The sequence below is a fragment of the Stenotrophomonas sp. FSL W7-1447 genome (assembly GCF_037966425.1).
GTDB lineage: Bacteria > Pseudomonadota > Gammaproteobacteria > Xanthomonadales > Xanthomonadaceae > Stenotrophomonas > Stenotrophomonas pavanii.
Map to the genome: position 1 here is coordinate 481,129 of NZ_CP150199.1, position 26,204 is coordinate 507,332.

Genomic DNA, 26,204 nt, shown 5'->3' on the forward strand with positions numbered 1-26,204 from the left:
GGCTCGCCCATTATCCGCCCGGCCTGCGGCAAAGCCAAAACCGGTCGTTCAGCTTTACAGCGCTTCACTCATCACGTCACCGGCGGCATAGGCCGTCGGCACATAGGCCAGGGTCTGGCCCTGCGCGCTCTTCACGTTCCAGCCGGCACCGGCCTCCGTGGGGTCGAAATGCACCCGTTGCCCGACCACGAAGGCCGCCGCCGGGTTCTCGCCCTGCGGCTGCACCGGCCAGCGCAGGGTGGCGGTGTGGTCGGCCTTGTCCGGTACCTGCAGCTGCACCTGGCGCTCGCCCGTGGGCGTGGTCTCCACCTTCTTCACTTCCATCGGCGGCAGCGGCACCGCCTTGGTGCGGGTCGCCCTGGCGTTGCGCTCGCTGGCCTTGAACGGTGCCTTGGACAGTTCGGACAGGCCCATCGACGCCGCCAGCGGCAGCGACAGCACCACGAACGAGGTCACGATCACGCTGGCCTCGCTGCTGTTCAACTGCGGCGCGGCGCCGGCATGGACGGTGGGCACCAGCAGCGCCGAGAGCAGCAATGCAGTGGTGGGAACGCGCAGGCAACGGAGCATGGAGACCTCCTGGTCAGCGTGGGGCGGCGGCTCAGCGCCGGTTGTCAAAGATGTCGCGCGGGCCGGTGGCCTCGGGCAGGTATTCCAGCGGGCGGCCCTGGTTGTCCTTCAGCTGCCAGCCCTGGTCGTTGCCGGTCGGCTCGAAGTTCACGGTCTGGCCCACGGTGAACTGCACAGCAGGATCGCCGATGCCGCGCGGGTACTGCATCGATGCCGTGTTCTGCGGGTCATTGGCATCACGCAGCAGCACTTCGCGGCGGCCGTCGACGGTGGTGGCGATGGCGCTCACCTCCATCTGCGGCAGCTTGATCTGCTGCGGGCGGGCCAGCGGCCGGCCGGCGTCGGCCGCATCCTGGGCTTCCTTCGCGGCGGCGGCGCGGGCCGAGGCCACCATCTGCGTGGACATTTCCAGGCTCGGTCCCTGCGGGCCCGGGTCATGGATGATCACGATGCGGCGTTCGGCGTGGGCGGCCGTGGACCAGGCTAGGCCGGTGACGATCACCGTCGACAGTACAGAGGCAAGCAGCGGACGCATGTCGTTCTCCTCAGGGAAATCAGGGGGCGGCGGCGGTGGCACCGGCCACCGGCACATGGGGGATCACCAGTTCCTGCTGCAGCTGGCTGCGCTGGTGCAGGAAGTCGAACACCGATTCCACCGTCACCACCGAATAGTTGCCAGAGATGCGTTCGCCGGCCGGATGGTCGGTGGTGGTGGCGTTGGCCACGAACAGGCGCGCACCCACGCGCTTGCCGAGGCCGATGTGCAGCACGCTGGGCTGGTATTTCTGCTGGCGCAGCCAATGCTGCGCCTGTTCGCGCTTGACGATGGCCGGTGTGCCTTCGGCCTGCGCCATCGCCGCCGCCAGCACTTCCAGCACCCACTGGTTGGAGTTCTGGTAGTCGGTGGCGAACGGGTAGGCAACCACGTTGTACTTCGTTTCGTGCAGCGCCTTGGGCTGGATCGAGGGCGACACCAGCATCGCGCGCAGGGCCGCACGCAACGGCGCCGACGGCACGCCAATGCGCAGGTCGGTATGGCCGCCACTCTCGCCGACAAAGTTGCCCAGGCCCTCGTGGTACAGCTGCGAACTGTCGGTCTTGCAGCGGTTGAGCAGGTGCATCGCACGCCAGCGGCCGTCGTCCTCGCGCAGCAGGAAGGCCAGGTGGCTGTGGCGCAGGCCGTAGCGGCTCAGGTCCTGGCCACCGCGCGCGGCGACCACCACGTCCACGTCGGGCAGCGCGTCCAGCCGTTCGGCGGTGGTCCAGGCTACGTCCAGCATCGCCGCCTGCGAGGCCATGCTCGGGGAGCGCTCGCGGCAGGCGGTGCTGTTGGCCCAGGCCGGTGCAGCCAGCAGCAGGCTGGCGATCAGCAGCGCGGCGCGGGGCAGGCGGGAAAAACGATCCATGTCGGTACCTTCAACGACGGGCAGGCCCGCGCGCCGATCATACGCTGCTCAGCGCAACGGGCGATCCACGCCCTTGCGCCGCGCAATCGGGTCGTGTAGGCCGCTGGCCGCAACGGCAGGGTTTGGCCATGCGTGCGGCGTTGTAGGCCAGCGGCCGGCACTACCGAGATGCCAGGTACGGCGTTGTAGCAACCAGCGGCCGGCACTACCCCAATGCCAGGCGCTGCTTCACTTCCGCCGCCACCCGCGCGGTTTCGCGCAGCGGTTCGATGCGGTCGTACTGCCAGTCCAGCCAATGCGGCTGCAATCGCCCGCGCGCGCGCAGCTGCTGCTGGAAGCGCGCCAGGCGGCCCTGTGCGGTACTGGCCAGCGCCACCATTACCGGCATGCGCGTGGCGCACGCCTCCGAGAGCAGGTTCACCGAATCGGGCGAGACCACCACGCGGTTGGCCCAGCCGAGCAGGCCACCATAGGGATTGGTGCCGTCGCCGCCATCGCCCCAGATCACGTGCGGCAGGTCGGCGAATTTCGCGCGCAGGACCTCGGCCAGGGCCGGCGGCGTACGGCGCGAGGTCGTTGCCAGCAGGCTGCCGCCTTCGCTGCGGATCTGCTCGGCCAGCTCCTGGAACACGCCGACCATCGCGGTCTCGTCCCACGGCGCCAGCGGCGTCGGCCCACCGACCAGCAGTGCGGTGCGCGGGCCGGGCAGGGTACTGAAGCCGGCGAACGCGGCGCGGCCCCAGGCCAGCCAGTCATCGTCCACCGGGTTGAGGCTGCCGAGCAGGGTCAGCACGTTGCTGCCGCGCAGGGCATCGTGTTCGGGCACCACCACCACGTCCCAATGGCGGGCGCTGATGCGCGGGTCGAGGATCTGCACCACCTGGCTGCCGCGTGCACGCAGCACGCGCAGCGCGCCTGCGGCCTGGCGCCCGCAGCCGATGGCCAGCGCCGGCGCCTCGTTGGCCAGTGACGCAAAGGCCTCGCCGTAGCCGTTGACATCGCCGGGCAGGCGCCGCGGCGACAGCCAGCGCCAGGGCGCGCGCGGTTGCAGGAGCAGCGGTCGGTGGGTGCCCTGGCGCAGTGCCGAGGCCAGCGCGACCGCCTGGCGGACATTGCCCGCGCGGCCGTCAGTGATCGTCCACGGCGCGCTCGATCGTTTCACCATTGGCATTAATTCGTTTCAGCCCTGCTGGGTGTTGCAACAGTCGCGACACTCTACACTGCGGCTCGTCGTTTCGCCCCGCGCCGCCCGCGGGCACTGACTTCCCTTCGCCGCCCTGGAGATCCACCGATGTCCCACGCGCTCGACGCCGCCGCCCTCGACCAGCTGTTCCGCACGGCCCGCACCCAGAACGCCTTCCTCGACAAGCCGGTCCCCGAGAGCCTGCTGAAGGAACTGTACGACCTGGTGAAGTGGGGCCCCACCGCGGCCAACACCACGCCGGCCCGCTTCGTTTTCGTCACCTCGAAGGAGGCCAAGGACAAGCTGGCCCCGGCGCTGTCCGAAGGCAACCTGGCCAAGACCATGGCCGCGCCGGTCACCGTCATCATCGGTTTCGACCTGGACTTCCACGAGAAGCTGCCGTACCTGTTCCCGCACACCGATGCCAAGGCCTGGTTCGACGGCCCGCAGCAAGGCCGCCACGAAGCCGCCATCCGCAACGGCAGCCTGCAGGGCGCCTACCTGATCCTGGCTGCGCGCGCGCTGGGCCTGGATGCCGGCCCGATGTCCGGCTTCGACCCGGCCAAGGTCGACGAAGCCTTCTTCGCCGGCACCTCCATCAAGTCGAATTTCCTGGTCAACCTGGGTTACGGTGACCCGGCGGGCCTGTTCCCGCGCCTGCCGCGCCTGTCGTTCGACGAAGCGGCGCGCATCGCGTAAGACGCTGTATCGGTTTCGGGCCCGCCGTCGTGCGGCGGGCTCTTGCTGCACCGTGTACCCACCCTACGATCCGGAGAGTTCCTCAGATGAGCGCCACCCGTAAACTGCTGCTGCCGCTGGCCCTGACCCTGGCCATCGCCGCCTGCTCCAAGCCGGCCGACACCGCTGCCCCGGCGGCCGATGCTGCCGCCCCGGCCACCACCGAGCAGGCCGCCACCCCGGCGGCTGATGCCGCTGCTGCCGCGCCGGCCGCCGAAGCGATCAAGATCGCCTCGGGCACCTACAAGCTGGACCCGAGCCACACCGACGTGCTGGCGCAGTGGAGCCACTTCGGCTTCTCCAACCCGAGCGCGCACTTCGGCAACGTCGAAGGCACCCTGGTGTACAACGCTGAAGACGTGACCAAGTCCACCGTGGAAGTGAAGCTGCCGCTGAGCGGCCTGAACAGCTTCACCGCCAAGTTCGACGAGCACCTGAAGAGCGCCGACTTCTTCGACGCCGCCAAGTTCGCCGATGCCACCTTCAAGAGCACCAAGGTGGAAGCGGCCGGCACCAACAAGCTGACCGTCACCGGCGACCTGACCATCAAGGGCATCACCAAGCCGGTCACCCTTGACGTCACCGTCAACGGCGGCGGCGAGCACCCGATGGCCAAGGTTCCGGCCGCCGGCTTCGATGCCACCACCACCCTGAAGCGCAGCGATTTCGGCGTCGGCGCCTACGCCCCGAACGTCAGCGATGAAGTGAAGATCCGCATCACCACCGAAGCCACCGGCGAGAAGCCGGCGGCTTGATGTACCCGACTCACTCGTCGTGAGAAGGCAGGAGGCCCGCTGAAAAGCGGGCCTTCTTTTTTGGGCGCGGGTAGAGCCGGCCGCTGGCCGGCTGCTTGCGAGGTGCCCGATGATGAGGGGGCTGCCGGCCAGCGGCCGGCACTACCCTGTCGGTGGGGGCGGCCACCTCCGAAGCAGGGTTGCTCAGCGCAATGCGCCCAACCATGCCACGCACGCTTCGCTCGGGCTCTGCTTGGCCTTTACCGCCAGCCCGCTGGCCCGTGCGAACGTCTGCGCGGCCTGCGCCACCACCTGGCGCGCGATCAGCGCCGCCTGCTTGGTGGCCGCCTGCTGCTTGCGCAGCTGCACGATGTGCACCGACGGCCGGCCTACCGGCGCGTACTTCTGGTCACGGCGCAGCACGTCGGCCACCTGGGCCACTTCGAATTCGGCCTGCAGGTAGCGGTGCTGCGCCGCCACCAGCTCGCGCAGCGGCGCGCGCAGTGCAGCGCTGTCGGCGAACGCGGCCAGCGCCGCATCGCAGGCGGCGTCATCGGCAAAGCGGGTACGCAGCGCATCCACGCCGGCCAGGGTCAGTTCGGCCATGGGGGCCTCGTTGCTGCAGGAAAGGAGCGCGATTGTCGCATTGCCAGCTCGGTAGTGCCGGCCGCTGGCCGGCAATTGCATGGGAGTGTGCGGACCAACGGTCCGCACCCACCAGTCGATGACGGTCCGCACCCACCGACGGCGGCGCAGCCGAGCGTGGGCTCGGCTCTACAATGGCCTGCTGTATCAGCCACGGAAGGAAGACCCATGCAGGACGCGCAGTACTGGTTGAACGAGTTCTGGTCGGGCCTGAGCGTGCTCGATCTGCTGGGCGGCAGCGTGCTCGGTACGCTGCTTGGCTTGGTGCTGGGCATCCTCGGCTGGCGCTGGCTGCACCGCCGGGGTTGGTTGCAGCGGCGCAAGCGCTGGCATCACTGGCTGCTGGCCAGCTACGTGGTGCTGCTGCCGCTGGCCACGGCCTTCTTCGGCCTGCAGCTGGGCTTCACCGCCGGTGCGCACCGCGCGCTGTTCAAGCAGCTTGATCATTTCCAGCCGCACCTGCAGACCCTGGTGGAAGGCTGGAGCGAAGGCTTCACCGACTCGCTGGACGACCCGCGCATGCGCGAGGCATTGCGCAGCCAGGGCACGGTGGGCGATGTGGCCGACACCATCGCCTCGGCCTACCTCAGCGAACATCCGCTGCCCGGCCTGGACCGTCTTGGCAACGGCCCGTTGGCGCGCGGTACCGGCTGGGTGATCGGCAAGGTGCGCGAAGGCCTGCTGCGCGGCATGGTGGAAGACACGCTGGTGGACAAGGCCGGCACGATTGGCCTGGAGCCCAAGGTGGTGCGCGAGGCGCTGACCATGCATGTGGATGAGCTGCTGCACACCCGTGGCGTGCTGCGGCTGGTGAAGGCGCAGATCAACGGCATGATGCCCGGCGTGTACTTCGGGCTGCTGTTGCCGCTGCTGGCCGTCGCACTGCTGGTGGCGCTGGAGATCTGGGCCGCGCAGCGGTTCGGGTGGACGCGGCAGGGGGTAGTGCCGGCCGCTGGCCGGCAATTGCAGGTTCCTGCCGAGGGTTCATGAGGTTGCCGGCCAGCGGCCGGCACTACCCTTCGGAGGGCGTGCGGACCAACGGTCCGCACCTACCGTCCTTTGATCAATCGCCGTCGGCTTCGTCCGGGTGGTCCTTCCAGTAGCCGGTCGAGCGGATCCAGTCGCGCGGCACGCCCAGGTGGCCTTCGATGAACTTGCGCATCATCCGTGCGCGGCGCGATTCGGTGGCGATCCAGTAGAAGACATCACCGTCCGGGGCCTCGAAGTCGGTCAGCATGTCTTCCAGCAGCGTGCTGCTGGCCGCCGGGAAGCCGTTGCGCTCCAGCCAGTGGATGCGCACGTTCTCGTACTGCGGCAGGTCCTGGCGCTCGGCCTCGTCGCTCACTTCGATGAAGGCCTGCACTTCGGCACCGTCCGGCAGCACGTCCAGCCAGCGGGCGATGGCCGGCAGTGCGGTCTCGTCGCCGATCAGCACGTAGGCGTCGTAGGTGTCGGCCACCACGAACGAGCCGCGCGGGCCGCCGATCACCAGCGTGTCGCCCGGCTGCGCGCGCTCGGCCCACGGCCCGGCGACGCCCTGGTCGTGCAGCACGAAGTCGATGGCCAGCTCGCCGGTCTCGTGGTCCCACCAGCGCGGGGTGTAGTCGCGCGACGGCGAGGGCGACTTGCCGTCCGGGTAACTGCGGCCTTCGGCGGTCAGCACCGGCAGCACCATCTCGCCGCTGGCATTGGGGAAGAACAGCTTGATGTGGTCGTCGGCGCCGGGCGAATCGAAGCCGGCCAGGTCGTCGCCGCCCAGCACCACGCGGCGCATGTGCGGGGTGACTTCTTCGGTGCGCAGCACGGTCAGTTCACGGAAGCGCACATCCAGGCGCAGGCGCGTGTTGTTGTGTTCGGTCATGGGGATACCTGTAAAGGAGTCGCGCGGGGCGCGCGGCATGGGGGAGACCTGGCTGGATTCAGTCTGGCTGGGTCGTTGAAAGGGGGGATGCCTCGCTACCGGCGGTACCGTTCAGCAGGGCGGACGCCCGGCTCAGCAGCGCCGCCACCTCGTCCGCCTCGCCTTCGGCCCAGCGGCCGTGGTGATGCACCAGCGCCCGCTTGAACTCGCGCAGGGCAGTGGCCAGCGGCGGCGGCAGCGACGCCTTGGTGATCTCGCGGGCACGGTCGAAGGCTCGCCGTTGCGCGAGGCGTACCTGGGTTCGCTGCACCTTCAGCTCGAACTCGCCGGCGGCGGTGATGCGGAAGATCCGCTTCCCATCCACTTCCTCGGCCTCGATCCAGCCGGCCTGCTCGAAGCTGGCCAGCAGCGGGTACATGGTGCCGGCGCTGGGCGTATAGGCCTGCATGAACTGGTTGCTGATCAGCTGCATCAGCTCGTAGCCATGGCGTGGCTGCTCGCCGATCAGGGCCAGCACCAGCAGGCGCAGGTCGCCCCGGCTGAGCACCCGTGGCTGGCCGTTGCGGCGCGGCACATCCGGATCGGTGGAACGGGCTCTGGGAGAAGACGTACGGCTCATTTCGATATATCGGTAAACGAGTGTACAAACGATATATCGATAGCGCGAGCCCGGCAATCATCGATCCGGCCACAAGCGCGTCTGTTTTGGGCCACGGCCCGCCCGCGCACCGCTCCAGGCGACGCGGCGATCGCCCGCGGCAATCCATGGGGGCGACACGTTGTCGCCGGTCAAGCGCCCGCGCCCGCGGTCGATACCGCAGGGTGCGCGGGCGCCGCACAACCGTCATCGGCCGCAGTAACACTGCGTCCTGCACATGGTGGCTCCGGGCCCAGCGCGACAGCCGGGCACCGGCTCCAAGGTGCCGCAGTACCCGGAAACAAGGGCCTGTCCTGCCGCCGGACAGGCCGGGACAGGCCTTGCGGACACTGGCCGCATGCGTCCATACGCCAGCGTAGCCAAGTGACGAAAGCCCTTGGTGCGCTACACTTTGCGGTCTAGAAATCTATACAACAGTCGCGCGCGTGCGTGCGGTAATGGGAGCGCTAATGAACTGGTTGAACGAGGTGCTGAACAACGACCCGAATCCTGTGGAGACCCAGGAGTGGATCGAGTCGTTGAAGGCCGTTATTGATGTCGAGGGCTCCGAGCGCGCGCATCAGCTGCTGGAAGGCATGGTGGAACTGACCCGTCGTTCGGGCGCCTACCTGCCGTTCTCTCCCACCACCGAATACGTCAACACCATCGAACCGCAGTTCGAGGCCAAGAGCCCGGGCAACGCCGAGCTGGAATGGCGCATCCGTTCGATCATCCGCTGGAACGCGATGGCCACCGTGGTGCGCGCCAACCGCAAGCCGGGTGACCTGGGCGGCCACATCGCCTCCTTCGCCTCCGGCGCCACCCTGTACGACGTGGGCTTCAACCACTTCTGGCGCGCCCCGAGCGAGAACCACCCGGGCGACCTGCTGTTCATCCAGGGCCACAGCGCCCCGGGCATCTACGCGCGTTCCTTCCTGGAAGGCCGCATCAGCGAAGAGCAGCTGGACAAGTTCCGCATGGAAGTGGACGGCGGTGGCCTGTCCTCGTACCCGCACCCGTGGCTGATGCCGGACTACTGGCAGACCCCGACCGTGTCGATGGGCCTGGGCCCGCTGGCCGCCATCTACCAGGCGCAGTTCATGAGCTACCTGGAAAACCGTGGCCTGATCGAGAAGTCCGACCGCAAGGTGTGGTGCTTCATCGGCGACGGCGAGAGCGACGAGCCGGAAACCCTGGGGGCCATCGCGCTGGCCGGCCGTGAAGGCCTGGATAACCTGATCTTCGTGGTGAACTGCAACCTGCAGCGCCTGGACGGTCCGGTGCGCGGCAACGGCAAGATCATCCAGGAACTGGAAGGCGTGTTCCGTGGCGGCGGCTGGAACGTGATCAAGCTGCTGTGGGGCGGTTACTGGGATGCCCTGCTGGCCAAGGACACCAACGGCGTCCTGAAGAAGCTGATGATGGAAACCGTCGACGGCGAGTACCAGAACTGCAAGGCCTTCGGCGGCGCCTATACCCGCGAGCATTTCTTCGGCAAGTACCCGGAAACCGCCGCGATGGTCGCCGGCCTTTCCGACGACGACATCTGGCGCCTAAACCGTGGTGGCCACGACCCGCACAAGGTGTACGCCGCCTACCACCAGGCCGTGAACACCAAGGGCATGCCGACCGTCATCCTGGCCAAGACCGTGAAGGGTTACGGCATGGGCAGCGCCGGTGAAGCGCTGAACCCGACCCACCAGACCAAGAAGCTGGACGACGAGGCGGTGCGCCACTTCCGCGACCGCTTCAACATTCCGGTGACCGATGCGCAGCTGGCCGACGGCCAGGTGCCGTTCTACCACCCGGGCCCGGATTCGCCGGAAGTGCAGTACCTGCAGGAACGCCGTGCCGCGCTCGGCGGTTACCTGCCGCAGCGCCGCCGCAAGGCCGACAAGACCTTCGTGGCGCCGAAGCTGGAAGCGTACGAGCGCCTGCTGAAGAGCAGCGGCGAGCGCAGCTACTCCACCACCATGGCCTTCGTGCAGAGCCTGAACATCACGCTGCGTGACAAGGAACTGGGCCCGCACATCGTGCCGATCGTGGCCGACGAAGCCCGTACCTTCGGCATGGAAGGCCTGTTCCGCCAGATCGGCATCTACGCGCCGTTCGGCCAGAAGTACAAGCCGGTCGACGCCGACCAGCTGATGTTCTACCGCGAAGACCAGAGCGGCCAGGTGCTGCAGCAGGGCATCAGCGAGCCGGGTGCGATCAGCTCGTGGATGGCCGCCGGTACCAGCTACTCGGTCAGCAACGTGCCGATGCTGCCGTTCTACATCTACTACTCGATGTTCGGCTTCCAGCGCGTGGGCGACATCGCCTGGCAGGCCGCCGACATGCGTACCCGCGGCTTCCTGCTGGGTGGCACCGCTGGCCGCACCACGCTGAACGGTGAAGGCCTGCAGCACGAGGATGGCTTCAGCCATCTGGTGGCCGGTGGCATCCCGAACGTGCGCAGCTACGACCCGACCTTCGGCTTCGAAGTGACGGTGATCCTGCAGCACGGCACCAAGCGCATGATGGAAGACCAGGTGGACGAGTATTACTACGTCACCCTGATGAACGAGAACTACACCCACCCGGAAATGCCGGAGGGCGCGGCCGAAGGCATCGTCAAGGGCATGTACCTGCTGACCGACGCCGGCAAGCCGAAGAAGGGCGAGCTGCGCGTGCAGCTGCTGGGTTCGGGCACCATCCTGCGCGAAGCCATTGCCGCCGCCGAGCTGCTGGACAAGGACTTCGGCGTGACCGCTGACATCTGGAGCTGCCCAAGCTTCAACGAACTGCGTCGCGATGGTTTCGACGTGGAACGTGCCAACCGCCTGCATCCGGAAGGTGAGCAGCGCAAGGCCTACGTGACCGAGCTGCTGGAAGGCCGCCAGGGCCCGGCGATTGCCGCCACCGACTACGTGCGTGCGTATGCGGACCAGATCCGTGCGTTCGTGCCGATGAGCTACACGGTGCTGGGTACGGATGGTTTCGGCCGTTCGGATACGCGTGCGAACCTGCGCCGGTTCTTTGAGGTGGATCGGTACTACATCGCGCATGCCGCGATTGCGGCGCTGGCGAAGGAAGGGAAGATGACCGCGAAGGATGTGGCCCGGGCGATCAAGCAGTACAAGATTGATCCGGAGAAGGCTAATCCTGTTGGGGTTTGATTGATACCTCTACGCCCATTTTTCGGGGGGGCAGAATGATCTGCCCCCTTTTTTATGCCGGCACCGGGTGGGTTTTCAGTTCGAATTAGTTAACGGAATAAGCCCAAAATGTATGGACTTCGAGAAATTTACCGGAGCAGTTTCAAGGCTCGACCCGAAAGCGCTCTCCGTTCGCCGCCAGATGTTTTCGCGGTATGTGGTTATTTCGCCAAGGTCAGCGGCTGCTACAGGATCTATGCGCAGCCAGGCGCTATTGATTCAGGGTTCGTAAAAGATGCCGAACTCTCCGGGAAGCGGTGGCGTGAACTGCTCGATACCGGGCGATATCGAATGCGGGCAATGCCAGAAGGTGTGGTTGACGCCTGGGCCTCTATTGGAAGTGAAATTGACGCTCTTCCAGAGGGTGGATAGCTTAGTTCCAAGTTTGAAAGGAATTGTCTCTATCTGATTATTGCCTGCGATGCAGCATCTGCGGGCGTGGGATTACCGGGAAATAGTCTCGGGTTGTTTGAGCTTGTTTCGGAGCTAGGGCTTTCTTCAGGAACTCTTTGCCAAAATGTCCCCGTTGACGCGCTTCGAGTACTGCCGAAGCAGCATACGCCCCGATCTGGGTTTAATGTTCGATCGCTTACTCACCATCTCGCACTGTGCTCCGCGAGCGAAGTCAAGCCGGTTTGGACGCAGCTTCCAACTCTGCCTACAGAAAAGCGAAGCTCTTACAACGTACTGGTAGCCCCTTGGCCGCTTGTGATGAACGCTTCAGATCTGAAAATCTCCGAAGGTAGGCCTTCAAACCTTGATCGGACCTTTGGGTACTTCGACTATCTTCCGTCTCAACCAACGGCAAAGGCAGCCGCCTTGCATTGGCTTAAAAAGATCATTGGTAAGGTTACATCAATTGGCCAGAAGGTTGACCTTGTTGTATTCCCAGAATGTTCTCTCAGTGAGAAAGACTGGAAGGAAATATCTACAGAAGCATCGATCAGCGGCATGGCGGTAGTAGCTGGGGTAAGAGGAAAGTCCCGAGAGTCGGGGTCCTTTACGAATTCTGTTAGGTTCAGCGCACCATACTCTTGGCAGCAATCAGATCCCCAGTACAAGCATCATCGATGGAGGATCGATGAGTCTCAGATATCCGCATATGGTCTCGGTTCAACTCTCGGGGCCTCATGTGATTGGTGGGAGAACATCGAAGTTCAGCCAAGAAGTTTGAACTTTTTTGCGATGAGCGAGAATATGGTCATCTGCCCTTTGATCTGTGAAGATCTGGCAAGGCAGGACCCCGTCGCCGAACTGGTTCGCTGCGTTGGGCCAAATATGGTGGTTGCATTGTTAATGGATGGCCCTCAGCTCGCCGAGCGCTGGTCCGCACGCTATGCTTCGGTTCTTGCTGATGACCCAGGTAGCTCTGTTTTGACAGTAACAAGCCTGGGCATGGTTAAGCTCTCTAAGCCCAATGGTATGCCTGTCCGGCGCATTATCGCCTCATGGCGAGACGCATTTGGTCAATTTGTGCCATTAGAGCTGGGTGATGCAGATGAAGCGGTTGTATTGAATCTTCAGTTTCGGAAAAAGGCCGAGGCTACCATCGACGGACGGGTTGATGGTGGTGTCGCCTCATATCCAGTTCTGTGTGGCATTCATCCAGTATCCACTAGGGAGTAAGAAATGAGCAAGAATGATATTCCTTCCGGTTTGGATAAACAGGGCCAAGTGATTCTAAGTAACAGGGATATAAATCTTATTTCTGCTATTTCTCAGAATAGGTCGATATCTGCGAAGGATTCTGAAAAATATGCTTTGAAGTTTGAGGCGTCGGAGGCCGCCAAGGTTGTTCTGAGGTATTTGTTGGATCCTGGTTTGGTTGCAAGTAATCCATACGACGTTGAGGCGAAGAGAATTGCCGATTTCTTTAGGGAATGGTCATCGAGAGGAGGTGGTTCGGCGAAAAAGGATTGAGTCACTGATGAATAGCCATGCCGGAGCGTTGAAGCAATGGTCGGCTTATCATCTGAATTTGTTTGCGTGAAACTCGGTCTTGTACTCTGTTGCTCTTGCTCAACATTTGTTCTTGGCTTTGGTGGCGCGGTGCCTGCGCTGCAATTGGTTCGCAATTTCTGGCGTACTCCCAATATAAGGCGGGCGCTAAGATGGGATGGGAATGGGTGGTGGCATGGCAACATTGCAGTTTAGGGTGCTTAATCCGAATGGGCTCGGGTTCAAGAATATATGATGGCAATTCGTCCATTGAAGGGCGCACGAATTTAGAGATTCTCCTTCGTGAGACTCTGCAAAATTCTTTGGATGCTTGTGTGCTCCCTTGAAGAGCCGGGGCAAAGTAAAGTAGAGAATTAGCAACCTCGTGGTCCCCGTGGATCACGAAGAATCAGGCAATGAAGAGCTCCTGTTTTGCAGAGGAGCAGATTGCCTACGCGCTCTGGCAGGTCGAGCCGAGGACAGCGGTTGGTGAAAAGGGCGTTGCGGAGGCGACGTTCTATATGTGGCGCAAGAAGTACAGCGGGCTGAGTCCGTTCGAGCTCAAGCAGCTGCGATTGCTGGAGAAGGAGAACTGCGAGCTCAAGCAGTTGGTGGCCGATCTGAGCCTAGACAAGGCGATACTGCAGGAAGTTGTTACAAAAAGCTCTGAGGCAAGCCCAGTAGCGTGTCTGGGGGGGGGCGGGCTGCAGAAGCGATTTGGTAGCAGCGAGCGGCGTGCGCTGCGGATCGTGTCGATGTCGCGCTCGGCTTTTTCCTACGCGCCCAAGGTGCATGACGGTAGTGCCATCCGCTGGCGGATGCATGAGGTGACTTGGGCGCGGATTCACTACGGCGGTGAGCGCGTGCTGGTGATGCTGCGCTGGGAAGGCTGGCGGGATAATCACAAGCGCGTGCATCGCATCTACAAGGAAGAGGCCTGTCTTTGCGGTAAGCCGGTCGCGCAGCAGTCGGAGCAGTCGGCGCCGGCAGCCGATCAAGATGGCCACGGCTCCCTATGCCCTGTTGGGCATGGACTCTGTCAGTGACGCCCTTTTTCGATGGACGTCGTTTCCGGTTGCTACCGGTGCTGGATCAATTCACGCACGAGTGCCTGGAGATCGTTGTGGGTCAGATTCCCTGGCGCCAAAGATAGCGAAAGCTCTACCCACTATCCCCCTGCTATTGGCGGTGGGTCAGTTAGATCGCCAGGTCCAATGGTAAGTCGCTAATATCTTTGAGCCGCTGGCCATCGACGAGAATGGCCAGCATCTCTTTGGCCTCTTCCAGGCCAAGTTCATCGACTGCTCTCTGCAACTCATATAGGGCAAAATGGTAGGTACAGTCGATATCACCTGTGCCCAGAGCGATGGAGGCGAGTCGGCTGGGCAGTGGCTCCGCGGTTACCACTACTGCGTGCGGCAGGCGGCCCTTCCGGTTTCTAATTAGATTGAGCGCTTCAGAGCGAGCATTCTGAGCGCGATCGCTGCGTATCGTCCACTTGCATGAAATGCTGGCATGCAGCAAGTCCAAACCTCCATTCGCCTTTCGGATAGAGGCGCGATTCGCTATGCTGTTATCTACCAATTCATCTGCTGCATTTATGACGTCATCCCCAATTGGGCTTTGGTAAATGATGATGTCCGGCGTGATGGTGTAATCACTCCCCAGTGCGGCCGCAAGTTCTTTGTTCCCTTTCGTGGCCTTGTCGAGCGCGACCAAGTGCGCATACTGTTGGAAGCTCGCGATTGTTCGACGATTGCGTCCCCCGACCTGTTTGATCAGCCAGTTCCCGGGGCGAATATGATTCAGCGATACGAAAGTGGAGCGAATGAAGTCAGTACAAGCGCTCTCAAAACTTGCTCCCGAGATCTGTCCTGGGGCCCGTTTCGCTTTTGTCTCAACCCTTAGCTGTTTAGCGATATGTTTACTGATTTTCTTGCTCGGGCCGCTGGCGCTATCAGAATTAGAAGGATTGCCATCCTCATCTAGGGTAAGAATCTTGTTAAGGATTGCTGCATGGAAGGCCAATCGCTCAGCTGCGAATTTTGCTTTCACTTTCTTCATGCCGCCTTCGAGGAGCGCTCGCGCAGAAGCGCCTTCTTAATCTGGATTGCTACCGATGCTGCAACAGGGGGGGGGAATGCGTTGCCGATCTGCCGGTACGCGGCCGTCTTTCGACCTGCAAATCCCCAACTATCAGGAAATCCTTGGATCCTTGCCGCCATCCTGGGTGTCAAGCGGGGCATACCAACGAAGTCTGCCTCGGGAGCTTGGTCCCAAAGCCCCATACCATCGACACCTAGAGCTGCCCATGCTTTCTTGGCGCGGGTTGGCCCAAGGTCAGGGCCGCCATGCTTCTTGGATCCACCGACGAGAGTCGGCGCAATCGCGTTGGCGCCTTCCCTCCATGCATCAACTTGATCCCAGCCTCGCGCGCCCATCAAGTCGTGCAGGAGCTGACCTACCGTCTTCGGGGGCTCTTTCAGTGCTTCTGGCCATGAAAATGAAGGAGCAAGCTCCTTCTTCAGACCAACAAATATGACACGGGGCCGAAGCTGAGAGACGCCGTAATCCGACGCGTGAAGAAGTCGCCAGTCACCCCAGTATCCCAGCTTCTTAAGTTCGTTCTCGACGCCCTTCCTATAATCATCGAATTTAGGGTCGAGTAGTCCTCGGACATTTTCAAGCATGATTGCCTGGGGCCTAACCTGATCAACAATCCGAATGGCTTCAGGGAAAAGGTCGCGCTCGTCGTCGGCACCAAGTTGCTTTCCTGCCTTAGAGAAAGGAGGGCAGGGCACGCCACCCGCTACGAGATCTACGCCCTTGTACGGAGATGCATCGAATTCGCGGAGGTCACCCTCAATCACGTTCCAGTTCGGGCGGTTCAAGCGTAGCGTTTGGCATGCAGCCGACTCCCATTCCACGAGCGCTGAGTGGTCGAAGCCGGCCATCTCCAGGCCAAGGCCTTGTCCGCCAGCACCAGCGCACATCTCAAGGGAGGTGAATTGACTCATGTATATCTCGGATCAGAAAGGAGCCCGGCAGGAGGGTGTAGCGGTAGCTACAGCGCGAACTCCTTCGAGCACCAGGTGTTGGGTGGGGGTAGTAGGGGGAGCAAGTACACGCCGGCGCCGTATCAGATGCTGAGACTAGGGTGACCCTAAACCGCATGACAGGCTATGGCAGGCCCAGATGCCTGGACTCCTCCTTCTCTGGCAGCTGTCAGCGTACCAAGCCTGATCGCTAGTGCAAGTGTTTGGAATTCAGCGCGCTCGGAGCGCCATCCCAGCAGGTCGAATCCGCCAAACAGCTTCCGAGATCGTCGAAATGTCAAGGCCTCAGCGGGCACATTGTGCAGCGCAGTCAGCCGATTCCTGGAAGTTGCTGGATGGGAGCCGCGAAGGTAGAGCCCTGCTGGTCATCAGAGGATCTGAGACTCAGCCATTCATCTCTGCCTACGGGTTTGAATCCACGGGCAATCATGACCTCGCGGTCTGCGAGATAGGTGGCACAAAGGACCTGGTAGCCCTCTCTTCCCAGAGTTTCCTTCATCTCGCGAGCCCGCTTCACCGCATCCCTCTGTTGTGCCAACTGTTCGATGACGTCCCGTGGGATGAGAAGGCCCGTGGCCATGGTGAAGAGCGCGCGCACTCGCTGCCGCCCACTAGGCTGGGCCAAGATTGCCGAGCGCACCACTTCAGGGAGATCCAGCATGAAGTTCCTGGGCATCGGACCTTCTACAAGCCATCGAATCTGCGCCTTACCGGCAGCGGAGATGGACTTCTTCCCGTCTCTGTTCTGGCCATTGGTCAGTACTGCCGGGGTCATTCTCAACAGGCCGAGCCAGCAAAGCCCCTTCACATCGTCCGCACGGACAAGCATGCAAAGCTGCCCAACCGCCTCCTGCGGGATCATCCAATCGTTCTTGACTGTGAATTTGGTATCAACCTCGTGGCCGGCAATTAGATTGTCCAATAAGACTCCCCGCTCCAGGGCCAAGGCTTTGCGAAGCAGGATCTCGACCTTTGTACCGATGTAGGTCTTTTCAGTCTTCTCTAGCTGATCAATGCAAAATCGCCCCGTCCGGGGCGCATCAATCACTTCGTCGAACGCTGTGCGGAGCGCTTGCCCCACTTTGCTCAGCAGAGCAGGGTCGCGTGAGAGCGCAGCGGCAACCTGCTCTAGAGCGGGGTCATCCAGCTGAGGAACTTGTGAAAAAAGGCCATTCATTGAGCCCTTCTATCACAATGTGGGCAATTTACGTAAGGTTATGCCGTGTCCCGCCCATAGTTAGCCGCTGCCCAATTCTCGTGATCCTGAGGTGTCAGTCGGGCCGCAACAATCTGACTATGCGACCGATCTCTCGGGCTCGATCCGCTTCCCGCTTGATCTTGCACTCCCAAACAGTAATCACCTTCCAGCCTGCGGCCCTTAGGCGGCGCGCCGACCTACGGTCGCGCCGCACATTCGCGTCCAGCTTGGGTGACCAGTAGCGCGCGTTGCTTCCCGGCCTTCTTCCGTTCAAGCAACTGTGCAGATGCCAAAAGCAGCCATGCACGAAGATGACGGTTCTGTACTTCGGCAGCACGATATCTGGTCGTCCAGGAAGCCCCCTTCCCCCCAACACATACCGAAAACCCCGAGCATGCATAGCTTTGCGCAACCACAGTTCAGGTTTGGTGTCTGAGCCGCGAATCCTGGACATCCGCTCGCTTCGTGCTTCAGGACTAAGAATGTCGGGCATCGTCCTGCCTCAGGTCTTCTCGGGTGAAGCATACTCTTGCCAAATTCAGCTCTCGGTAGATAGCCAGTGAACGTTTCATAGTTCCCCTGCCGCTTCCTACCACTGGCACTGCGAACGATGCCAAGTGAGTGATTCCTGGTAGGCGGACAGCTCAGACGGCATGGGAGTGCTTAGCTGACGGCCATCCAATTCGACGTAGGTGGAGTGCTGGAGAGCAGGCGCCACGGCGATCCTCAGAGAGCCGGGGTTGATGGTTATCAGATACAGATCGAACAGAGTGTGCACATCGGCACGGAGCAAAAGACCGTTCCTGACATCGTTGCTCTTTAGGCCTGAGTAGGGCTGGATGTGGGCCGCCTCAAGCGCATCGACCACATCGCACCCCGTCATAGCACAGCAACTGCCGTACGCGTCCAGCAGTGCCTTACGGAACGCGGGCTGCCCGCGGCGCCGAACGATAGCTGCCAACACGCGTTGCCTCTCGTCCACCTCATCTGCTGGGGAGAAACTACCAGATGCCTCCGCCGCTCTGGCCTCCTGCTCCAACAGTCCCCTTGTAGGACCAGAGATCGATGTGAGCGTCTCACAAGAAAGCCCGAGGAGCTTTGCAAGTTTCGGCTCAACCCTCGCACCCACGTTCGATGCTGGGAGAAGCCCGGGTAGCCAAGGTTTGCCTGTCTGATCTAGAACATGGGAGATGTTCTGCATGCGGTACTCCCACGCCTTGGGCGTGCGTCCGTGGCGGGTTGCCAGGTCTCGATAGATCCTGGCCTTTTCAGGGATCAATCCATCGGCAAGACGCGCCTCCATTTGGCGATACGCCTCGACGGCAGCAGCCAATTCGTCATCAGTCCACCTGCTCACAGCCTTCCCCTGTCCTCGACCGCGCGTGGCGTTCATGGGGAAAGTATGCCGTAAACGACACAATGAGCCGCTAATAGCTTGAGGCTAAGGAGCGCGGTGTGTCGGCGCAAATCGCGGCCTGTTCAGGCCCGTCGACGCGTCTCGTATGTGGAGTTCAGTTGCAAAGCCCTAATTGGCTGGAAGTAGTCGGCTACTCCAGCGCTGGAGTAGAGGTTGAACGCAAGGCCTCTCATTGGCTTGGCCTATGAAGCCAAGTATGAGCAACCGTGATGAGGAGTTGTCCACCAGCAGAGTGGGCTCACCTCGGCAAGTGAGCTCGAAGTACCTTGATTCAAAGCGTCCAGCACCGACGGTTGCATCTTCAGACGCTAGGCTTAGGGCCTCTTCGCGCATGACAGCAAACTCGGCAGCCGAGACTTTGGGGTAGGTCTTCAGCTCCAAGTCGCCTGTGGGCAGGTGGAAGTGTGCGAGCGCGGAACCAATCAGCGCTGCCAAGCAAAGTAATGCGTACATCAGCGACTTCATTGGAAGTCCTGCAGATCGGAGGCGAACAGAGAATGGGCCGCGACGATGGCCCGCAGCCTGTTGTTTGAGGTTCAAGCCTTGGGCGCTACTCCCGCACCTGCAACCGCTCAGTCACCTGTGCCGTCAGCGCTACACACGCCATCTTCAACCCCTCCATCACCCGATCCCCCAGGTACTCCTCGGGCGCGCCATTCTGCCGGGTCCGCTCCGCGGCCAACATCAGCTCCGCCACCACACGCAGCCCCGCCAATGCGCAATCCGCATCAGCCAGCTGTAGACAGCGCCCAGGCAGTTGATGCCGTTCCGGCCAAGGCTGGCCATCCGCAGCCGCACCGGTCCCGATGCGGCGTAGCGTGGCGACGAAGGCGTTGGGATCGACGGATCGTTCGCGCGCGGGTCGTTCGCGCGCGGGTTCGGCGTTGTCCGGATCGTATTGCGCGTGCAGGGAACGGAAGTCCGATGTGTTCATGGCAATGCTCCGTACAGGACAGACAGCAGCGCCACTGATAAAGGTGGCGGACGGTGCGGGCTCGAAAACCGGTATGTACCAGACCGGCGGATCCGAAGATCCCCACGCACCGCCCGCCATGGAACGCGAACGGATTGCCAGCCGGCGCCACACAAAAGGTGACGCCGGCCGGCAAGCGCATACATCTGGTACAGAGACGGGTTTTCGAGTCCCGCGCCACCCTTTTCCGGTGGCACGCCAAGGTGTACTCGCATGGTTGCGAGATGCCAAGAAACCGCAGGCCGCAGAGGCCGCAAATGCTGACGCTTACGGCATTGTTGCATGGGTCGCGCGTGGCAGAACCGTTGCGGTGCAGTGGTTTCGGCCGGTGTTAAGCTACCGCCCGAATGCGCATTGAAAAGCACGATTTGCAGAGGGTCGGGGTCTCAAAAGCGAAAATCCGCCCCCATGGCTGAGGTCCGAAGTTAGCCGATTGCGACACGGCTTAACTTTGCACCGCTACTCGCAGCCGAGGCCACAGCGCATCGTCGCGCTCCAGGTCGTAGTCGCTGCCGAACGCCAGCGCCGCCTCGCGCGGCGTGAGGTCTGCGTAGCAGCCCAGCAGGTGCTCATCCATGCCGGCGTCGCTATGGTCGATGGCGAACAGGTGGAGGAGCTCCTTGTCGAACGCTTCCAGCCATGCGGTGTCTATCGTGGTCATGGTCATCCTCCTGACTGCAGGAATAGTGCCTGCACCATCGCGTGCCTGCTAACACCAGAACTGGCCCACGCAATGTTCACCGGCAGGATTCCCCATCCCGCCCCTGGGCAATGTGAAGCAAGTTCAGGTCCTGCCGGCCGGTGCGGTGTATAAACTGCCGACAAGTGAGTGCTCGAATGTGAGGAACGGATGCGACACCTACTGAGGCCATGGATGGTACTGCTGCCCCTGCTTATGGGCGGCTGTGGTACGCAGGCACCCCAGATGTATGGCGATGGTTTCCCCGTCGCCAAGCCGATGGACCTGGTCCATGCGGGTGCGACGGTAGAGGCGCGTTTTGAATTGCCGCCGCCTTGGGAGAAAGATCCCAAACCTCGCACGTTCCTGATCGGATTCCGTACCGGTGGGCCTGCCAAGCGCCCGGACATGAAACCGGGCGATGTCGACTTCCTTGAAGACGCCCGGATTCCCCTGAAGGTGCAGCTGTGGAAGCTGGATGGGGACACCGAAACGCCCATAGCACTACAGGTATTGAATCGCGATCTGCCTGCTGTCTGGCAGGGCAGCCGATATCAACCGGCCAAGGGCGATGTGTACGAATACAGGAGCGCCGTCGGCGCGGATTCGAACAGTCTGGTCAACGCAGGAAAGTACGACATTTCCCTGGCCTACAGGGAATACGAGGTGGCCCGTGCCGATTCCGGGGATCTGACGGCCGGTAAGTACCGGCTGAAAGTGACCAATCTTCAGGCCAACCCGGACGTTGCGCATCTCAACTTCGAGCTTCTCGTCGCCAACTACAACGTGAAATAGGACTATGGACAGTCAATCGAATAGTGCAGCCGCATCCCAGGAAGGCAAGAAAGGGCCTTACACCGTCACGGTCTACCTTGCTGCCCCGGGGACACCTGTTGCAGGCAAGGATGGCACGACCCACTCATCTTCGGCGGGCCATGCCTACTTCATGGTTGCCGATGGTGACAAGAAAGACGGATATGGGTTTTCACCGATAAAAACGGGGATCACCGGGCCTGGGCACGTGGTCAAGGGGGAATTCGAGACCTATCAGAACCCTCGGTTCTCCTACACGCTCGAGATCGCCAAGGATCAGTACGAAAAACTGAAGGCGTACGGCGAGGCGAGCGTCAATCGCGATCAGGACCGTTTCAATCTCAACTACAACGGTTTGTCGAACAGCTGTGTCGACTACGTGTGGACAGGCCTTGGTCAGGCCGGTCTGCGACCCAAGCTGGAGAAGCCCAATCCCGGCTTCGAAGGGACGATGAAGGTGCTTCCGAACATCGATGCGCTGAAGAGCATTCCCAAGCCGTTCCCTGATAGCAAGCTCAATTCGACGCACGAGAATCCCCTTCCCAAGAAGCAAACTACGTTGCAGAAGCTGTTGACTGAGGTGGAGGGCGAACTGCCGCCGCACGAACGGGTAGCCGCACTGTCTCCGGAATCGCAGCAGCTGTTTGATCGCATGCGATCGGACCTGCCTGAGAAGGTGAGCGATGCGCAGGTGATGTCAGCGATGATTGCTGCGCGGGAGAACGGCATTCACCAGCCGCAACAGCTGCGCGATGTGGTGCTGCAGGAAGAGAAGATCTTCGTGATGGGCACGACGCCTGGCTTCAGGGCCATGGTGGATCTGAACCAGCCCCAGCAAAGCCTTGAGGAGGGGCTGGCCCGCAGTCAGCAGATCGACACGCGAGTGACTGAGCAGACCCGTCAGGAAGCGCAGCAGCGCGAGGCGGCGGCCCAGACGTCCGGCGGCATGCAGATGGGCTAATGCCGCCACCCGCGACCTTTCGGAGCGCTGGTACTGCAAGCTGGCTCACATATTCAGCAAGTCGCGATCGGCGTCCTCAATTCCTCCACCTGCCCCCCATCCCACCTATGCCATCATCCAGCCAGGACCGCAGTACCCATCAAGGCTGAACAGGCATGGAGCAGGCAACACGCTACACCGTAACCCTTTATCTGGCCGCGCCCGGCACCCCGCTGAAAAGTGGGGGCATCTCGCCGCGCGGCCACATGTACCTGCAGGTCGCTGCGGGCGACGAGGCCCACAGCTACGGCTTCGCACCTCCGCGCCAGGCGCCGGGCGAAACCCGCACCGGCGTGCAGTACGCGCAGGTGCGCCACGACGATGCCGACGAGCATCTGGACCCGTACTACAGCCGCACCCTGGAAATCACCGAGGAGCACTACGGCTGCCTGCGTGATTTCGCCGAGGAGCCTGCCGAGTTCGAATTCGATGTGGATCGCCCGGCCACCGTCAACCGTTGCAGCGATTTCGTCTGGGCGGCGCTGCACTATGCCGGCCTGCATCCGCTGCCGGCGCCGCTGGACGGCGGCAGCAACCTGGGCGAGTTCGCGGTGCTGTTCAACCTGCCGGAAATCCAGTGCATTGCCGCGCCGTTCCCGGGCAGCGATCTGAATGCCGAAGCCCACCACGCGATGCCCGAGCGCGAGGCCGAGCATCATCGCCAGGGCGACCGCGCCAGCGATGAGCCGCCGCCGACGCCGATTGAAGTGGCCGGCACGCTGCTGGACCCTTCGCACCCAGACCATCGCCTGTTCTCGCAGCTGATCCAGAAGGTAGCGGAGCTGGACGCCGCGCATGGCCGCCCGTTCGATGCGGCCAGCCAGCGCATCAGCGCCAGCCTGCTGGTGCTGGCCAAGCAGAACAACCTCTCGCGCGTGGACCACGTGCTGCTCAGCAGGCCAACCCAGAACAGCCATGCCGCCGAAAGCATCTTCATCGTGCAGGGTGACCGCAACGACCCGGGGCACCGCCGCGCCAGCATCGCCACCGAGGTGGCGGCCAAGACCGATGTGGCCGATTCGCTGCGGTTGAAGGAGCAATGACGCGACCACTGCGGCGGGGGCTGGTGGTGCTGGCGGTGCTGGGCGCGCTGGCGGCATGCCGTGCGTCACCAGCGCCTGAGGTTGCGCCGCCCCTGCTGACGCGTGCACAGGCCGAGGCCCGCACGGTTGTGCCGATCACGCGGGCCGTGCAGTTGCAGAAGGCCGGTCGGATTGCCGAGGTCACGTTTGATTTGCCGGCACCCCAGAAGCCGGCCATTCCGATCCTGAACATTGGGTTGCGGCTGCAGGATACCGACGCGCGACGGCTGCTGGATGCTTCGGAGAAGATCACTCTCGGACGTTTGCCAACGCGGCTGCGCCTGGAACGAATTGATGGCAGCGCGCCTCGTCATGTACAGCTCTGGCAGCGTACCCGCGATGGACGCGACTCGCAGAAGATCGGGGATGATGGCGTGGTCACAGACCTGACGACGGGGAGCGTGGACATCAACAGCTTGGCCGAGGCCGGGTTGTACTCTGAAGACGTGCTCTATCGCACGCTGCAGCTGGCCCAGGTCGGAGGCGTTGCACCCGGGCGCTACGTTCTGCGGGTCGACCTTGTGGAGGATCGACCCCAGCTGGATGGCCTGGACGCAGAACTGATCGTTGGCTACCAATCACTAGGAAAGTAGACATGCACAAGGACGATGCCGAACGCTACAGCGTAACCATCCATCTGGCGGCCCCCGGCACGCCGCGCTACGGCCGTGATGCCGAGGGAAACAGGTTTCTGCTGGAGCCCTCGTTCGCGGGGCACATGTTCCTGTCGCTGCGCCGTTCGGGTGAACCCTTGCCGGAGAGCATTGGTTTCACCCACGCAGGCACCAAGGACGAGCCGAACAGGGGCAAAGTCGATGACATGGACGTGTCGGTCTACGACAAGCCCCGCTTCGAGCGCACGATCGAGATCAGCAAGGAGCAGTACGACCGCCTCCTCGAGTTTTCCGCAGACCCGAAGAAGCACGGCTTCGACATGAACTATGACTTCTTCTCCAACGCCTGCACCGATTTTGCATGGGGTGCCCTGAACCACGCAGGCCTGCGACCGGTCGGGCTGGCCGGGGAGATCACCAACTACGAGGGCGCTACCAAGATCCTGGACAACATCCGCGCCGTCAATGCCATTCCGCAGCAGGTGAAGGGCAGCGAGCTGGACAGGGTGCAGTGGAACCCGATGCCGAAGCAGACCTTCCGCGAGTGGATGTTCACCGAGAACGGCGAGCAGTGGCGCGGCAACAGCACCCTCGCGGCAAGCGGCACGCCCGCAGACTCGGCGCACGATGATCATGCCCGCCTCAACCAGATCCACCAGCAGGTGGCCGACCTCGGTGCCTTCGGTGCACGCAACGGCAATGTCAGTGCCAGCCTGCTCGCGCTGTCGAAGGAGCAGCAGTTCTCGCGTGTGGACGAAGTGGTGCTGGGCGAGCCGCGCGGTGATACCGCGCCGAAGCTGTTCATCGTGCAGGGGGACCGCAGTGACCCGGCGCACCAGCGCGCCAGCATGCCGGCGGAGCTGGCAGCGCAGGCACCGGTAGAGGCCTCGTTCGAACGGGTGGCGCAGTTGCCGCAGAACCTGCCGCAGCGCGATGTGCAGCGCCTGCAGGAAGAGCAGCAGCTGCAACAGAGCCACGGCCCACGGATGGCATAGCCGGAGGGCAGCGCCAAGGTCGAGCGTGTGCCATGCCTGCACCGGCGCACGCCACGCCCCCCCACCTGCTACCATTCCCCGGCAACCCCAGCCAGCCCACCCGCGCAGACAGATGCAGGTCGGGCCGTCGCAGTACGGCCCAGCGAGCCAGGACACCTTCCCGTGCCCATTCAAGGACGCTCGCATGTTCCGTACTCCTCTCTTCCGCTCGGCCGCCCTGGCCGTTGCCGTTTCGCTCAGCCTCGGCGCGCCTTCTGCATTCGCCGACAACGCGCCCGCCGTCAGCGCCACCGCCGCCGTGCAGCGCCAGACCGTGGCCAAGGGCCTGTACGAGCTGGCCTACAGCCCGAAGCAGAACGCCGTGTTCGTGGCCTCCTCCGGCGGTTTCGGCGAAGACGCCGGCCCGGCCCAGGTGCTGCGCCTGAACCCGGCCACGCTGGCCGTGGAAACCCACATCCCGCTGGAGCGCAAAGCCTTCGGCGTGGTGCTGGATGACGCCCACAACCGCCTGTACGTGGGCAATACCGTGGACCTGTCGGTGACCGTGGTCGACACCGCGCAGAGCAAGGCCGTCGGCACCATCCAGCTGATGGAGAAAAAGATCGGCAAGGACGGCAAGGCCGCCTACACCCACGACCTGCGCGAGCTGGTGGTCGACAGCGCGGCCAACCGACTGTACGTGACCGGCCACAGCAGCCAGCCGGACGTGAGCAGCGTGCTGTTCGTGATCGATACGAGCACGCTGAAGGTGATTAACACCATCGACGGCCTGGGCAATGCCAAGGCGCCGGGCCTGGCGCTGGATGCGGCCAACAAGCGCGTCTACACCAGCAACCTGCTGGCCGAGCTGGTGGTGGTGGGCACCGATTCGAACAAGGTGGTGGCGCAGCACAAGATCGCCGCCGAGCAGCCGATGAACATCGCGCTGGACCCGGCCAGCAAGCGTCTGTTCGTGACCGACCAGGGCTCGGAGATGCTGCGTGATTACCAGGCCAAGAGCAGTGGCCTGGTCAGCAGGCACCCGGGCCAGCGCGTGCTGGTGCTCGACCGCGGCACCGGCAAGGAACTGGCCAGCATCCCGACCGATGCCGGCCCGCTGGGCATCCTGCTGGATGCACCGCGCAAGCGCCTGTACGTGACCAACCGCGAAGCCGGTACCGTGACCGCCTACAACAGTGACAGCTACCAGAAGGTGGCCACCTACACCGTGCCGACCCACCCGAACAGCCTGGCGCTGGATGCGAAGAACAACGTGCTGTTCGTGAGCATCAAGAACGGCGAGAAGGATGACAAGGGCGCTGACGAGAGCGTGGCGCGCATCCAGCTGTAAGGCGAAGACGCCGGGCTACGCCCGGTGGTTTCCCGCGTGAAGAAGGCAGGGTGCAGACCCTGCCTTTCTCGTTGCCGGGTTGCAGTGCCGAGCGCCAACCCGCTAGGGTTGAAACCCTAGGGCAGGGAGCCAAAGGAT

At 62.9% G+C, this 26,204-nt stretch carries 27 protein-coding genes; 13 read left to right on the plus strand and 14 right to left on the minus strand.

Annotation, left to right across the window (positions count from 1 at the left end; genetic code table 11):
• Window positions 1-54: 54 nt before the first annotated feature.
• The 4 genes from NSQ78_RS02165 to NSQ78_RS02180 all read right to left on the minus strand — a co-directional run bounded on the left by NSQ78_RS02165 (window position 55) and on the right by NSQ78_RS02180 (window position 3,141).
• Window positions 55-570: a hypothetical protein gene (locus NSQ78_RS02165; RefSeq protein ID WP_053462000.1), complete on the minus strand. Its 516-nt coding sequence runs from the start codon at window positions 568-570 to the stop codon at window positions 55-57.
• 31 nt (window positions 571-601) lie between these two features.
• Complete coding sequence (locus NSQ78_RS02170; RefSeq protein WP_064239597.1) at window positions 602-1,105, minus strand: hypothetical protein; 504 nt, start codon at window positions 1,103-1,105, stop codon at window positions 602-604.
• A gap of 19 nt (window positions 1,106-1,124) precedes the next feature.
• Window positions 1,125-1,976 carry a DUF2145 domain-containing protein gene (locus tag NSQ78_RS02175; RefSeq protein WP_064237524.1) on the minus strand — a complete coding sequence of 284 codons (852 nt, stop codon included), beginning with the start codon at window positions 1,974-1,976 and terminating at the stop codon, window positions 1,125-1,127.
• A 205-nt stretch (window positions 1,977-2,181) separates the two neighbouring features.
• A complete protein-coding gene (locus tag NSQ78_RS02180) occupies window positions 2,182-3,141 on the minus strand; it encodes a mitochondrial fission ELM1 family protein (RefSeq protein WP_064237525.1) in 960 nt (319 codons plus the stop codon).
• Window positions 3,142-3,267: 126 nt separating this feature from the next.
• Between NSQ78_RS02180 and NSQ78_RS02185 the strand changes: the two genes are divergently transcribed.
• Entirely contained in the window at window positions 3,268-3,858 is a 591-nt protein-coding gene (locus tag NSQ78_RS02185) for a malonic semialdehyde reductase (protein ID WP_064237526.1), read from the plus strand.
• An 86-nt stretch (window positions 3,859-3,944) separates the two neighbouring features.
• Window positions 3,945-4,652 (plus strand): YceI family protein, encoded by a 708-nt coding sequence (locus tag NSQ78_RS02190; RefSeq protein WP_005415047.1) that lies wholly within the window; start codon window positions 3,945-3,947, stop codon window positions 4,650-4,652.
• A 183-nt stretch (window positions 4,653-4,835) separates the two neighbouring features.
• On the opposite strand, the gene NSQ78_RS02195 is transcribed toward NSQ78_RS02190, so the two are convergent.
• Window positions 4,836-5,237 (minus strand): hypothetical protein, encoded by a 402-nt coding sequence (locus NSQ78_RS02195; RefSeq protein WP_064237527.1) that lies wholly within the window; start codon window positions 5,235-5,237, stop codon window positions 4,836-4,838.
• A gap of 207 nt (window positions 5,238-5,444) precedes the next feature.
• Between NSQ78_RS02195 and NSQ78_RS02200 the strand changes: the two genes are divergently transcribed.
• Window positions 5,445-6,266: a hypothetical protein gene (locus NSQ78_RS02200; RefSeq protein ID WP_064237528.1), complete on the plus strand. Its 822-nt coding sequence runs from the start codon at window positions 5,445-5,447 to the stop codon at window positions 6,264-6,266.
• A 73-nt stretch (window positions 6,267-6,339) separates the two neighbouring features.
• On the opposite strand, the gene NSQ78_RS02205 is transcribed toward NSQ78_RS02200, so the two are convergent.
• Both NSQ78_RS02205 and NSQ78_RS02210 read right to left on the minus strand, forming a co-directional pair.
• A complete protein-coding gene (locus tag NSQ78_RS02205; RefSeq protein ID WP_064237529.1) occupies window positions 6,340-7,137 on the minus strand; it encodes a siderophore-interacting protein in 798 nt (265 codons plus the stop codon).
• A 58-nt stretch (window positions 7,138-7,195) separates the two neighbouring features.
• Window positions 7,196-7,756, minus strand: coding sequence for a PadR family transcriptional regulator (locus tag NSQ78_RS02210; RefSeq protein WP_053505056.1), 561 nt, complete (start codon window positions 7,754-7,756; stop codon window positions 7,196-7,198).
• Window positions 7,757-8,244: 488 nt separating this feature from the next.
• On the opposite strand from NSQ78_RS02210, the gene aceE reads away from it, so the two are divergent.
• The 4 genes from aceE (at window position 8,245) to NSQ78_RS02230 (ending at window position 13,955) form a co-directional block, all read left to right on the plus strand.
• On the plus strand, window positions 8,245-10,932 hold the full coding sequence (gene aceE, locus NSQ78_RS02215; RefSeq protein WP_308306453.1) for a pyruvate dehydrogenase (acetyl-transferring), homodimeric type: 2,688 nt from the start codon (window positions 8,245-8,247) through the stop codon (window positions 10,930-10,932).
• Window positions 10,933-11,682: 750 nt separating this feature from the next.
• Window positions 11,683-12,597, plus strand: coding sequence for a hypothetical protein (locus NSQ78_RS02220; protein ID WP_339207754.1), 915 nt, complete (start codon window positions 11,683-11,685; stop codon window positions 12,595-12,597).
• Between the two features lie 3 nt (window positions 12,598-12,600).
• Window positions 12,601-12,891 (plus strand): hypothetical protein, encoded by a 291-nt coding sequence (locus NSQ78_RS02225; RefSeq protein WP_149901999.1) that lies wholly within the window; start codon window positions 12,601-12,603, stop codon window positions 12,889-12,891.
• A 434-nt stretch (window positions 12,892-13,325) separates the two neighbouring features.
• Complete coding sequence (locus NSQ78_RS02230) at window positions 13,326-13,955, plus strand: transposase (protein WP_080473093.1); 630 nt, start codon at window positions 13,326-13,328, stop codon at window positions 13,953-13,955.
• A gap of 151 nt (window positions 13,956-14,106) precedes the next feature.
• Here NSQ78_RS02230 and NSQ78_RS02235 read toward each other — a convergent pair whose 3' ends face one another.
• The 7 genes from NSQ78_RS02235 to NSQ78_RS02265 all read right to left on the minus strand — a co-directional run bounded on the left by NSQ78_RS02235 (window position 14,107) and on the right by NSQ78_RS02265 (window position 20,214).
• Window positions 14,107-14,973, minus strand: a complete 867-nt coding sequence (locus NSQ78_RS02235) for an NgoMIV family type II restriction endonuclease (protein ID WP_064237530.1) — start codon at window positions 14,971-14,973, stop codon at window positions 14,107-14,109.
• The gene (locus NSQ78_RS02240; protein WP_080473094.1) at window positions 14,970-15,926 is read right to left on the minus strand and encodes a DNA cytosine methyltransferase; all 957 of its coding nucleotides are present in this window, start codon (window positions 15,924-15,926) and stop codon (window positions 14,970-14,972) included. The genes NSQ78_RS02235 and NSQ78_RS02240 overlap by 4 nt, the downstream gene beginning before the upstream one ends.
• A gap of 349 nt (window positions 15,927-16,275) precedes the next feature.
• Complete coding sequence (locus tag NSQ78_RS02245; protein WP_064237531.1) at window positions 16,276-17,142, minus strand: NaeI family type II restriction endonuclease; 867 nt, start codon at window positions 17,140-17,142, stop codon at window positions 16,276-16,278.
• Between the two features lie 94 nt (window positions 17,143-17,236).
• Window positions 17,237-17,656: a DNA mismatch endonuclease Vsr gene (vsr, locus tag NSQ78_RS02250; RefSeq protein WP_080473095.1), complete on the minus strand. Its 420-nt coding sequence runs from the start codon at window positions 17,654-17,656 to the stop codon at window positions 17,237-17,239.
• A gap of 96 nt (window positions 17,657-17,752) precedes the next feature.
• Entirely contained in the window at window positions 17,753-18,556 is an 804-nt protein-coding gene (locus NSQ78_RS02255; protein WP_064237532.1) for an HNH endonuclease, read from the minus strand.
• 574 nt (window positions 18,557-19,130) lie between these two features.
• Window positions 19,131-19,514 carry a hypothetical protein gene (locus NSQ78_RS02260; RefSeq protein WP_064237533.1) on the minus strand — a complete coding sequence of 128 codons (384 nt, stop codon included), beginning with the start codon at window positions 19,512-19,514 and terminating at the stop codon, window positions 19,131-19,133.
• A gap of 484 nt (window positions 19,515-19,998) precedes the next feature.
• Window positions 19,999-20,214, minus strand: coding sequence for a hypothetical protein (locus tag NSQ78_RS02265; RefSeq protein ID WP_188238358.1), 216 nt, complete (start codon window positions 20,212-20,214; stop codon window positions 19,999-20,001).
• A gap of 213 nt (window positions 20,215-20,427) precedes the next feature.
• Here NSQ78_RS02265 and NSQ78_RS02270 point away from each other — a divergent pair, with 213 nt between their 5' ends.
• The 6 genes from NSQ78_RS02270 (at window position 20,428) to NSQ78_RS02295 (ending at window position 26,066) form a co-directional block, all read left to right on the plus strand.
• Window positions 20,428-21,027 (plus strand): hypothetical protein, encoded by a 600-nt coding sequence (locus NSQ78_RS02270; protein WP_064237535.1) that lies wholly within the window; start codon window positions 20,428-20,430, stop codon window positions 21,025-21,027.
• A gap of 4 nt (window positions 21,028-21,031) precedes the next feature.
• On the plus strand, window positions 21,032-22,006 hold the full coding sequence (locus NSQ78_RS02275; protein WP_194434286.1) for a lytic enzyme: 975 nt from the start codon (window positions 21,032-21,034) through the stop codon (window positions 22,004-22,006).
• Window positions 22,007-22,161: 155 nt separating this feature from the next.
• Window positions 22,162-23,088, plus strand: a complete 927-nt coding sequence (locus tag NSQ78_RS02280) for an XVIPCD domain-containing protein (protein WP_064237536.1) — start codon at window positions 22,162-22,164, stop codon at window positions 23,086-23,088.
• Entirely contained in the window at window positions 23,085-23,720 is a 636-nt protein-coding gene (locus NSQ78_RS02285) for a hypothetical protein (RefSeq protein WP_049470216.1), read from the plus strand. The genes NSQ78_RS02280 and NSQ78_RS02285 overlap by 4 nt, the downstream gene beginning before the upstream one ends.
• Window positions 23,721-23,722: 2 nt before the next feature.
• Window positions 23,723-24,736, plus strand: a complete 1,014-nt coding sequence (locus NSQ78_RS02290; protein WP_064237537.1) for an XVIPCD domain-containing protein — start codon at window positions 23,723-23,725, stop codon at window positions 24,734-24,736.
• Between the two features lie 184 nt (window positions 24,737-24,920).
• Window positions 24,921-26,066, plus strand: coding sequence for a YncE family protein (locus tag NSQ78_RS02295; protein ID WP_049470210.1), 1,146 nt, complete (start codon window positions 24,921-24,923; stop codon window positions 26,064-26,066).
• Window positions 26,067-26,204: the final 138 nt, after the last annotated feature.

Coding starts and splice junctions, on each gene's coding strand:
- NSQ78_RS02165 (WP_053462000.1), bottom strand. CDS start 570: ATGCTCCGTTGCCTGCGCGTTCCCACCACTGCATTGCTGCTCTCGGCG.
- NSQ78_RS02170 (WP_064239597.1), bottom strand. CDS start 1,105: ATGCGTCCGCTGCTTGCCTCTGTACTGTCGACGGTGATCGTCACCGGC.
- NSQ78_RS02175 (WP_064237524.1), bottom strand. CDS start 1,976: ATGGATCGTTTTTCCCGCCTGCCCCGCGCCGCGCTGCTGATCGCCAGC.
- NSQ78_RS02180 (WP_064237525.1), bottom strand. CDS start 3,141: ATGGTGAAACGATCGAGCGCGCCGTGGACGATCACTGACGGCCGCGCG.
- NSQ78_RS02185 (WP_064237526.1), top strand. CDS start 3,268: ATGTCCCACGCGCTCGACGCCGCCGCCCTCGACCAGCTGTTCCGCACG.
- NSQ78_RS02190 (WP_005415047.1), top strand. CDS start 3,945: ATGAGCGCCACCCGTAAACTGCTGCTGCCGCTGGCCCTGACCCTGGCC.
- NSQ78_RS02195 (WP_064237527.1), bottom strand. CDS start 5,237: ATGGCCGAACTGACCCTGGCCGGCGTGGATGCGCTGCGTACCCGCTTT.
- NSQ78_RS02200 (WP_064237528.1), top strand. CDS start 5,445: ATGCAGGACGCGCAGTACTGGTTGAACGAGTTCTGGTCGGGCCTGAGC.
- NSQ78_RS02205 (WP_064237529.1), bottom strand. CDS start 7,137: ATGACCGAACACAACAACACGCGCCTGCGCCTGGATGTGCGCTTCCGT.
- NSQ78_RS02210 (WP_053505056.1), bottom strand. CDS start 7,756: ATGAGCCGTACGTCTTCTCCCAGAGCCCGTTCCACCGATCCGGATGTG.
- aceE (WP_308306453.1), top strand. CDS start 8,245: ATGAACTGGTTGAACGAGGTGCTGAACAACGACCCGAATCCTGTGGAG.
- NSQ78_RS02220 (WP_339207754.1), top strand. CDS start 11,683: ATGAACGCTTCAGATCTGAAAATCTCCGAAGGTAGGCCTTCAAACCTT.
- NSQ78_RS02225 (WP_149901999.1), top strand. CDS start 12,601: ATGAGCAAGAATGATATTCCTTCCGGTTTGGATAAACAGGGCCAAGTG.
- NSQ78_RS02230 (WP_080473093.1), top strand. CDS start 13,326: ATGAAGAGCTCCTGTTTTGCAGAGGAGCAGATTGCCTACGCGCTCTGG.
- NSQ78_RS02235 (WP_064237530.1), bottom strand. CDS start 14,973: ATGAAGAAAGTGAAAGCAAAATTCGCAGCTGAGCGATTGGCCTTCCAT.
- NSQ78_RS02240 (WP_080473094.1), bottom strand. CDS start 15,926: ATGAGTCAATTCACCTCCCTTGAGATGTGCGCTGGTGCTGGCGGACAA.
- NSQ78_RS02245 (WP_064237531.1), bottom strand. CDS start 17,142: ATGAATGGCCTTTTTTCACAAGTTCCTCAGCTGGATGACCCCGCTCTA.
- vsr (WP_080473095.1), bottom strand. CDS start 17,656: ATGCCCGACATTCTTAGTCCTGAAGCACGAAGCGAGCGGATGTCCAGG.
- NSQ78_RS02255 (WP_064237532.1), bottom strand. CDS start 18,556: ATGAACGCCACGCGCGGTCGAGGACAGGGGAAGGCTGTGAGCAGGTGG.
- NSQ78_RS02260 (WP_064237533.1), bottom strand. CDS start 19,514: ATGAACACATCGGACTTCCGTTCCCTGCACGCGCAATACGATCCGGAC.
- NSQ78_RS02265 (WP_188238358.1), bottom strand. CDS start 20,214: ATGACCACGATAGACACCGCATGGCTGGAAGCGTTCGACAAGGAGCTC.
- NSQ78_RS02270 (WP_064237535.1), top strand. CDS start 20,428: ATGGTACTGCTGCCCCTGCTTATGGGCGGCTGTGGTACGCAGGCACCC.
- NSQ78_RS02275 (WP_194434286.1), top strand. CDS start 21,032: ATGGACAGTCAATCGAATAGTGCAGCCGCATCCCAGGAAGGCAAGAAA.
- NSQ78_RS02280 (WP_064237536.1), top strand. CDS start 22,162: ATGGAGCAGGCAACACGCTACACCGTAACCCTTTATCTGGCCGCGCCC.
- NSQ78_RS02285 (WP_049470216.1), top strand. CDS start 23,085: ATGACGCGACCACTGCGGCGGGGGCTGGTGGTGCTGGCGGTGCTGGGC.
- NSQ78_RS02290 (WP_064237537.1), top strand. CDS start 23,723: ATGCACAAGGACGATGCCGAACGCTACAGCGTAACCATCCATCTGGCG.
- NSQ78_RS02295 (WP_049470210.1), top strand. CDS start 24,921: ATGTTCCGTACTCCTCTCTTCCGCTCGGCCGCCCTGGCCGTTGCCGTT.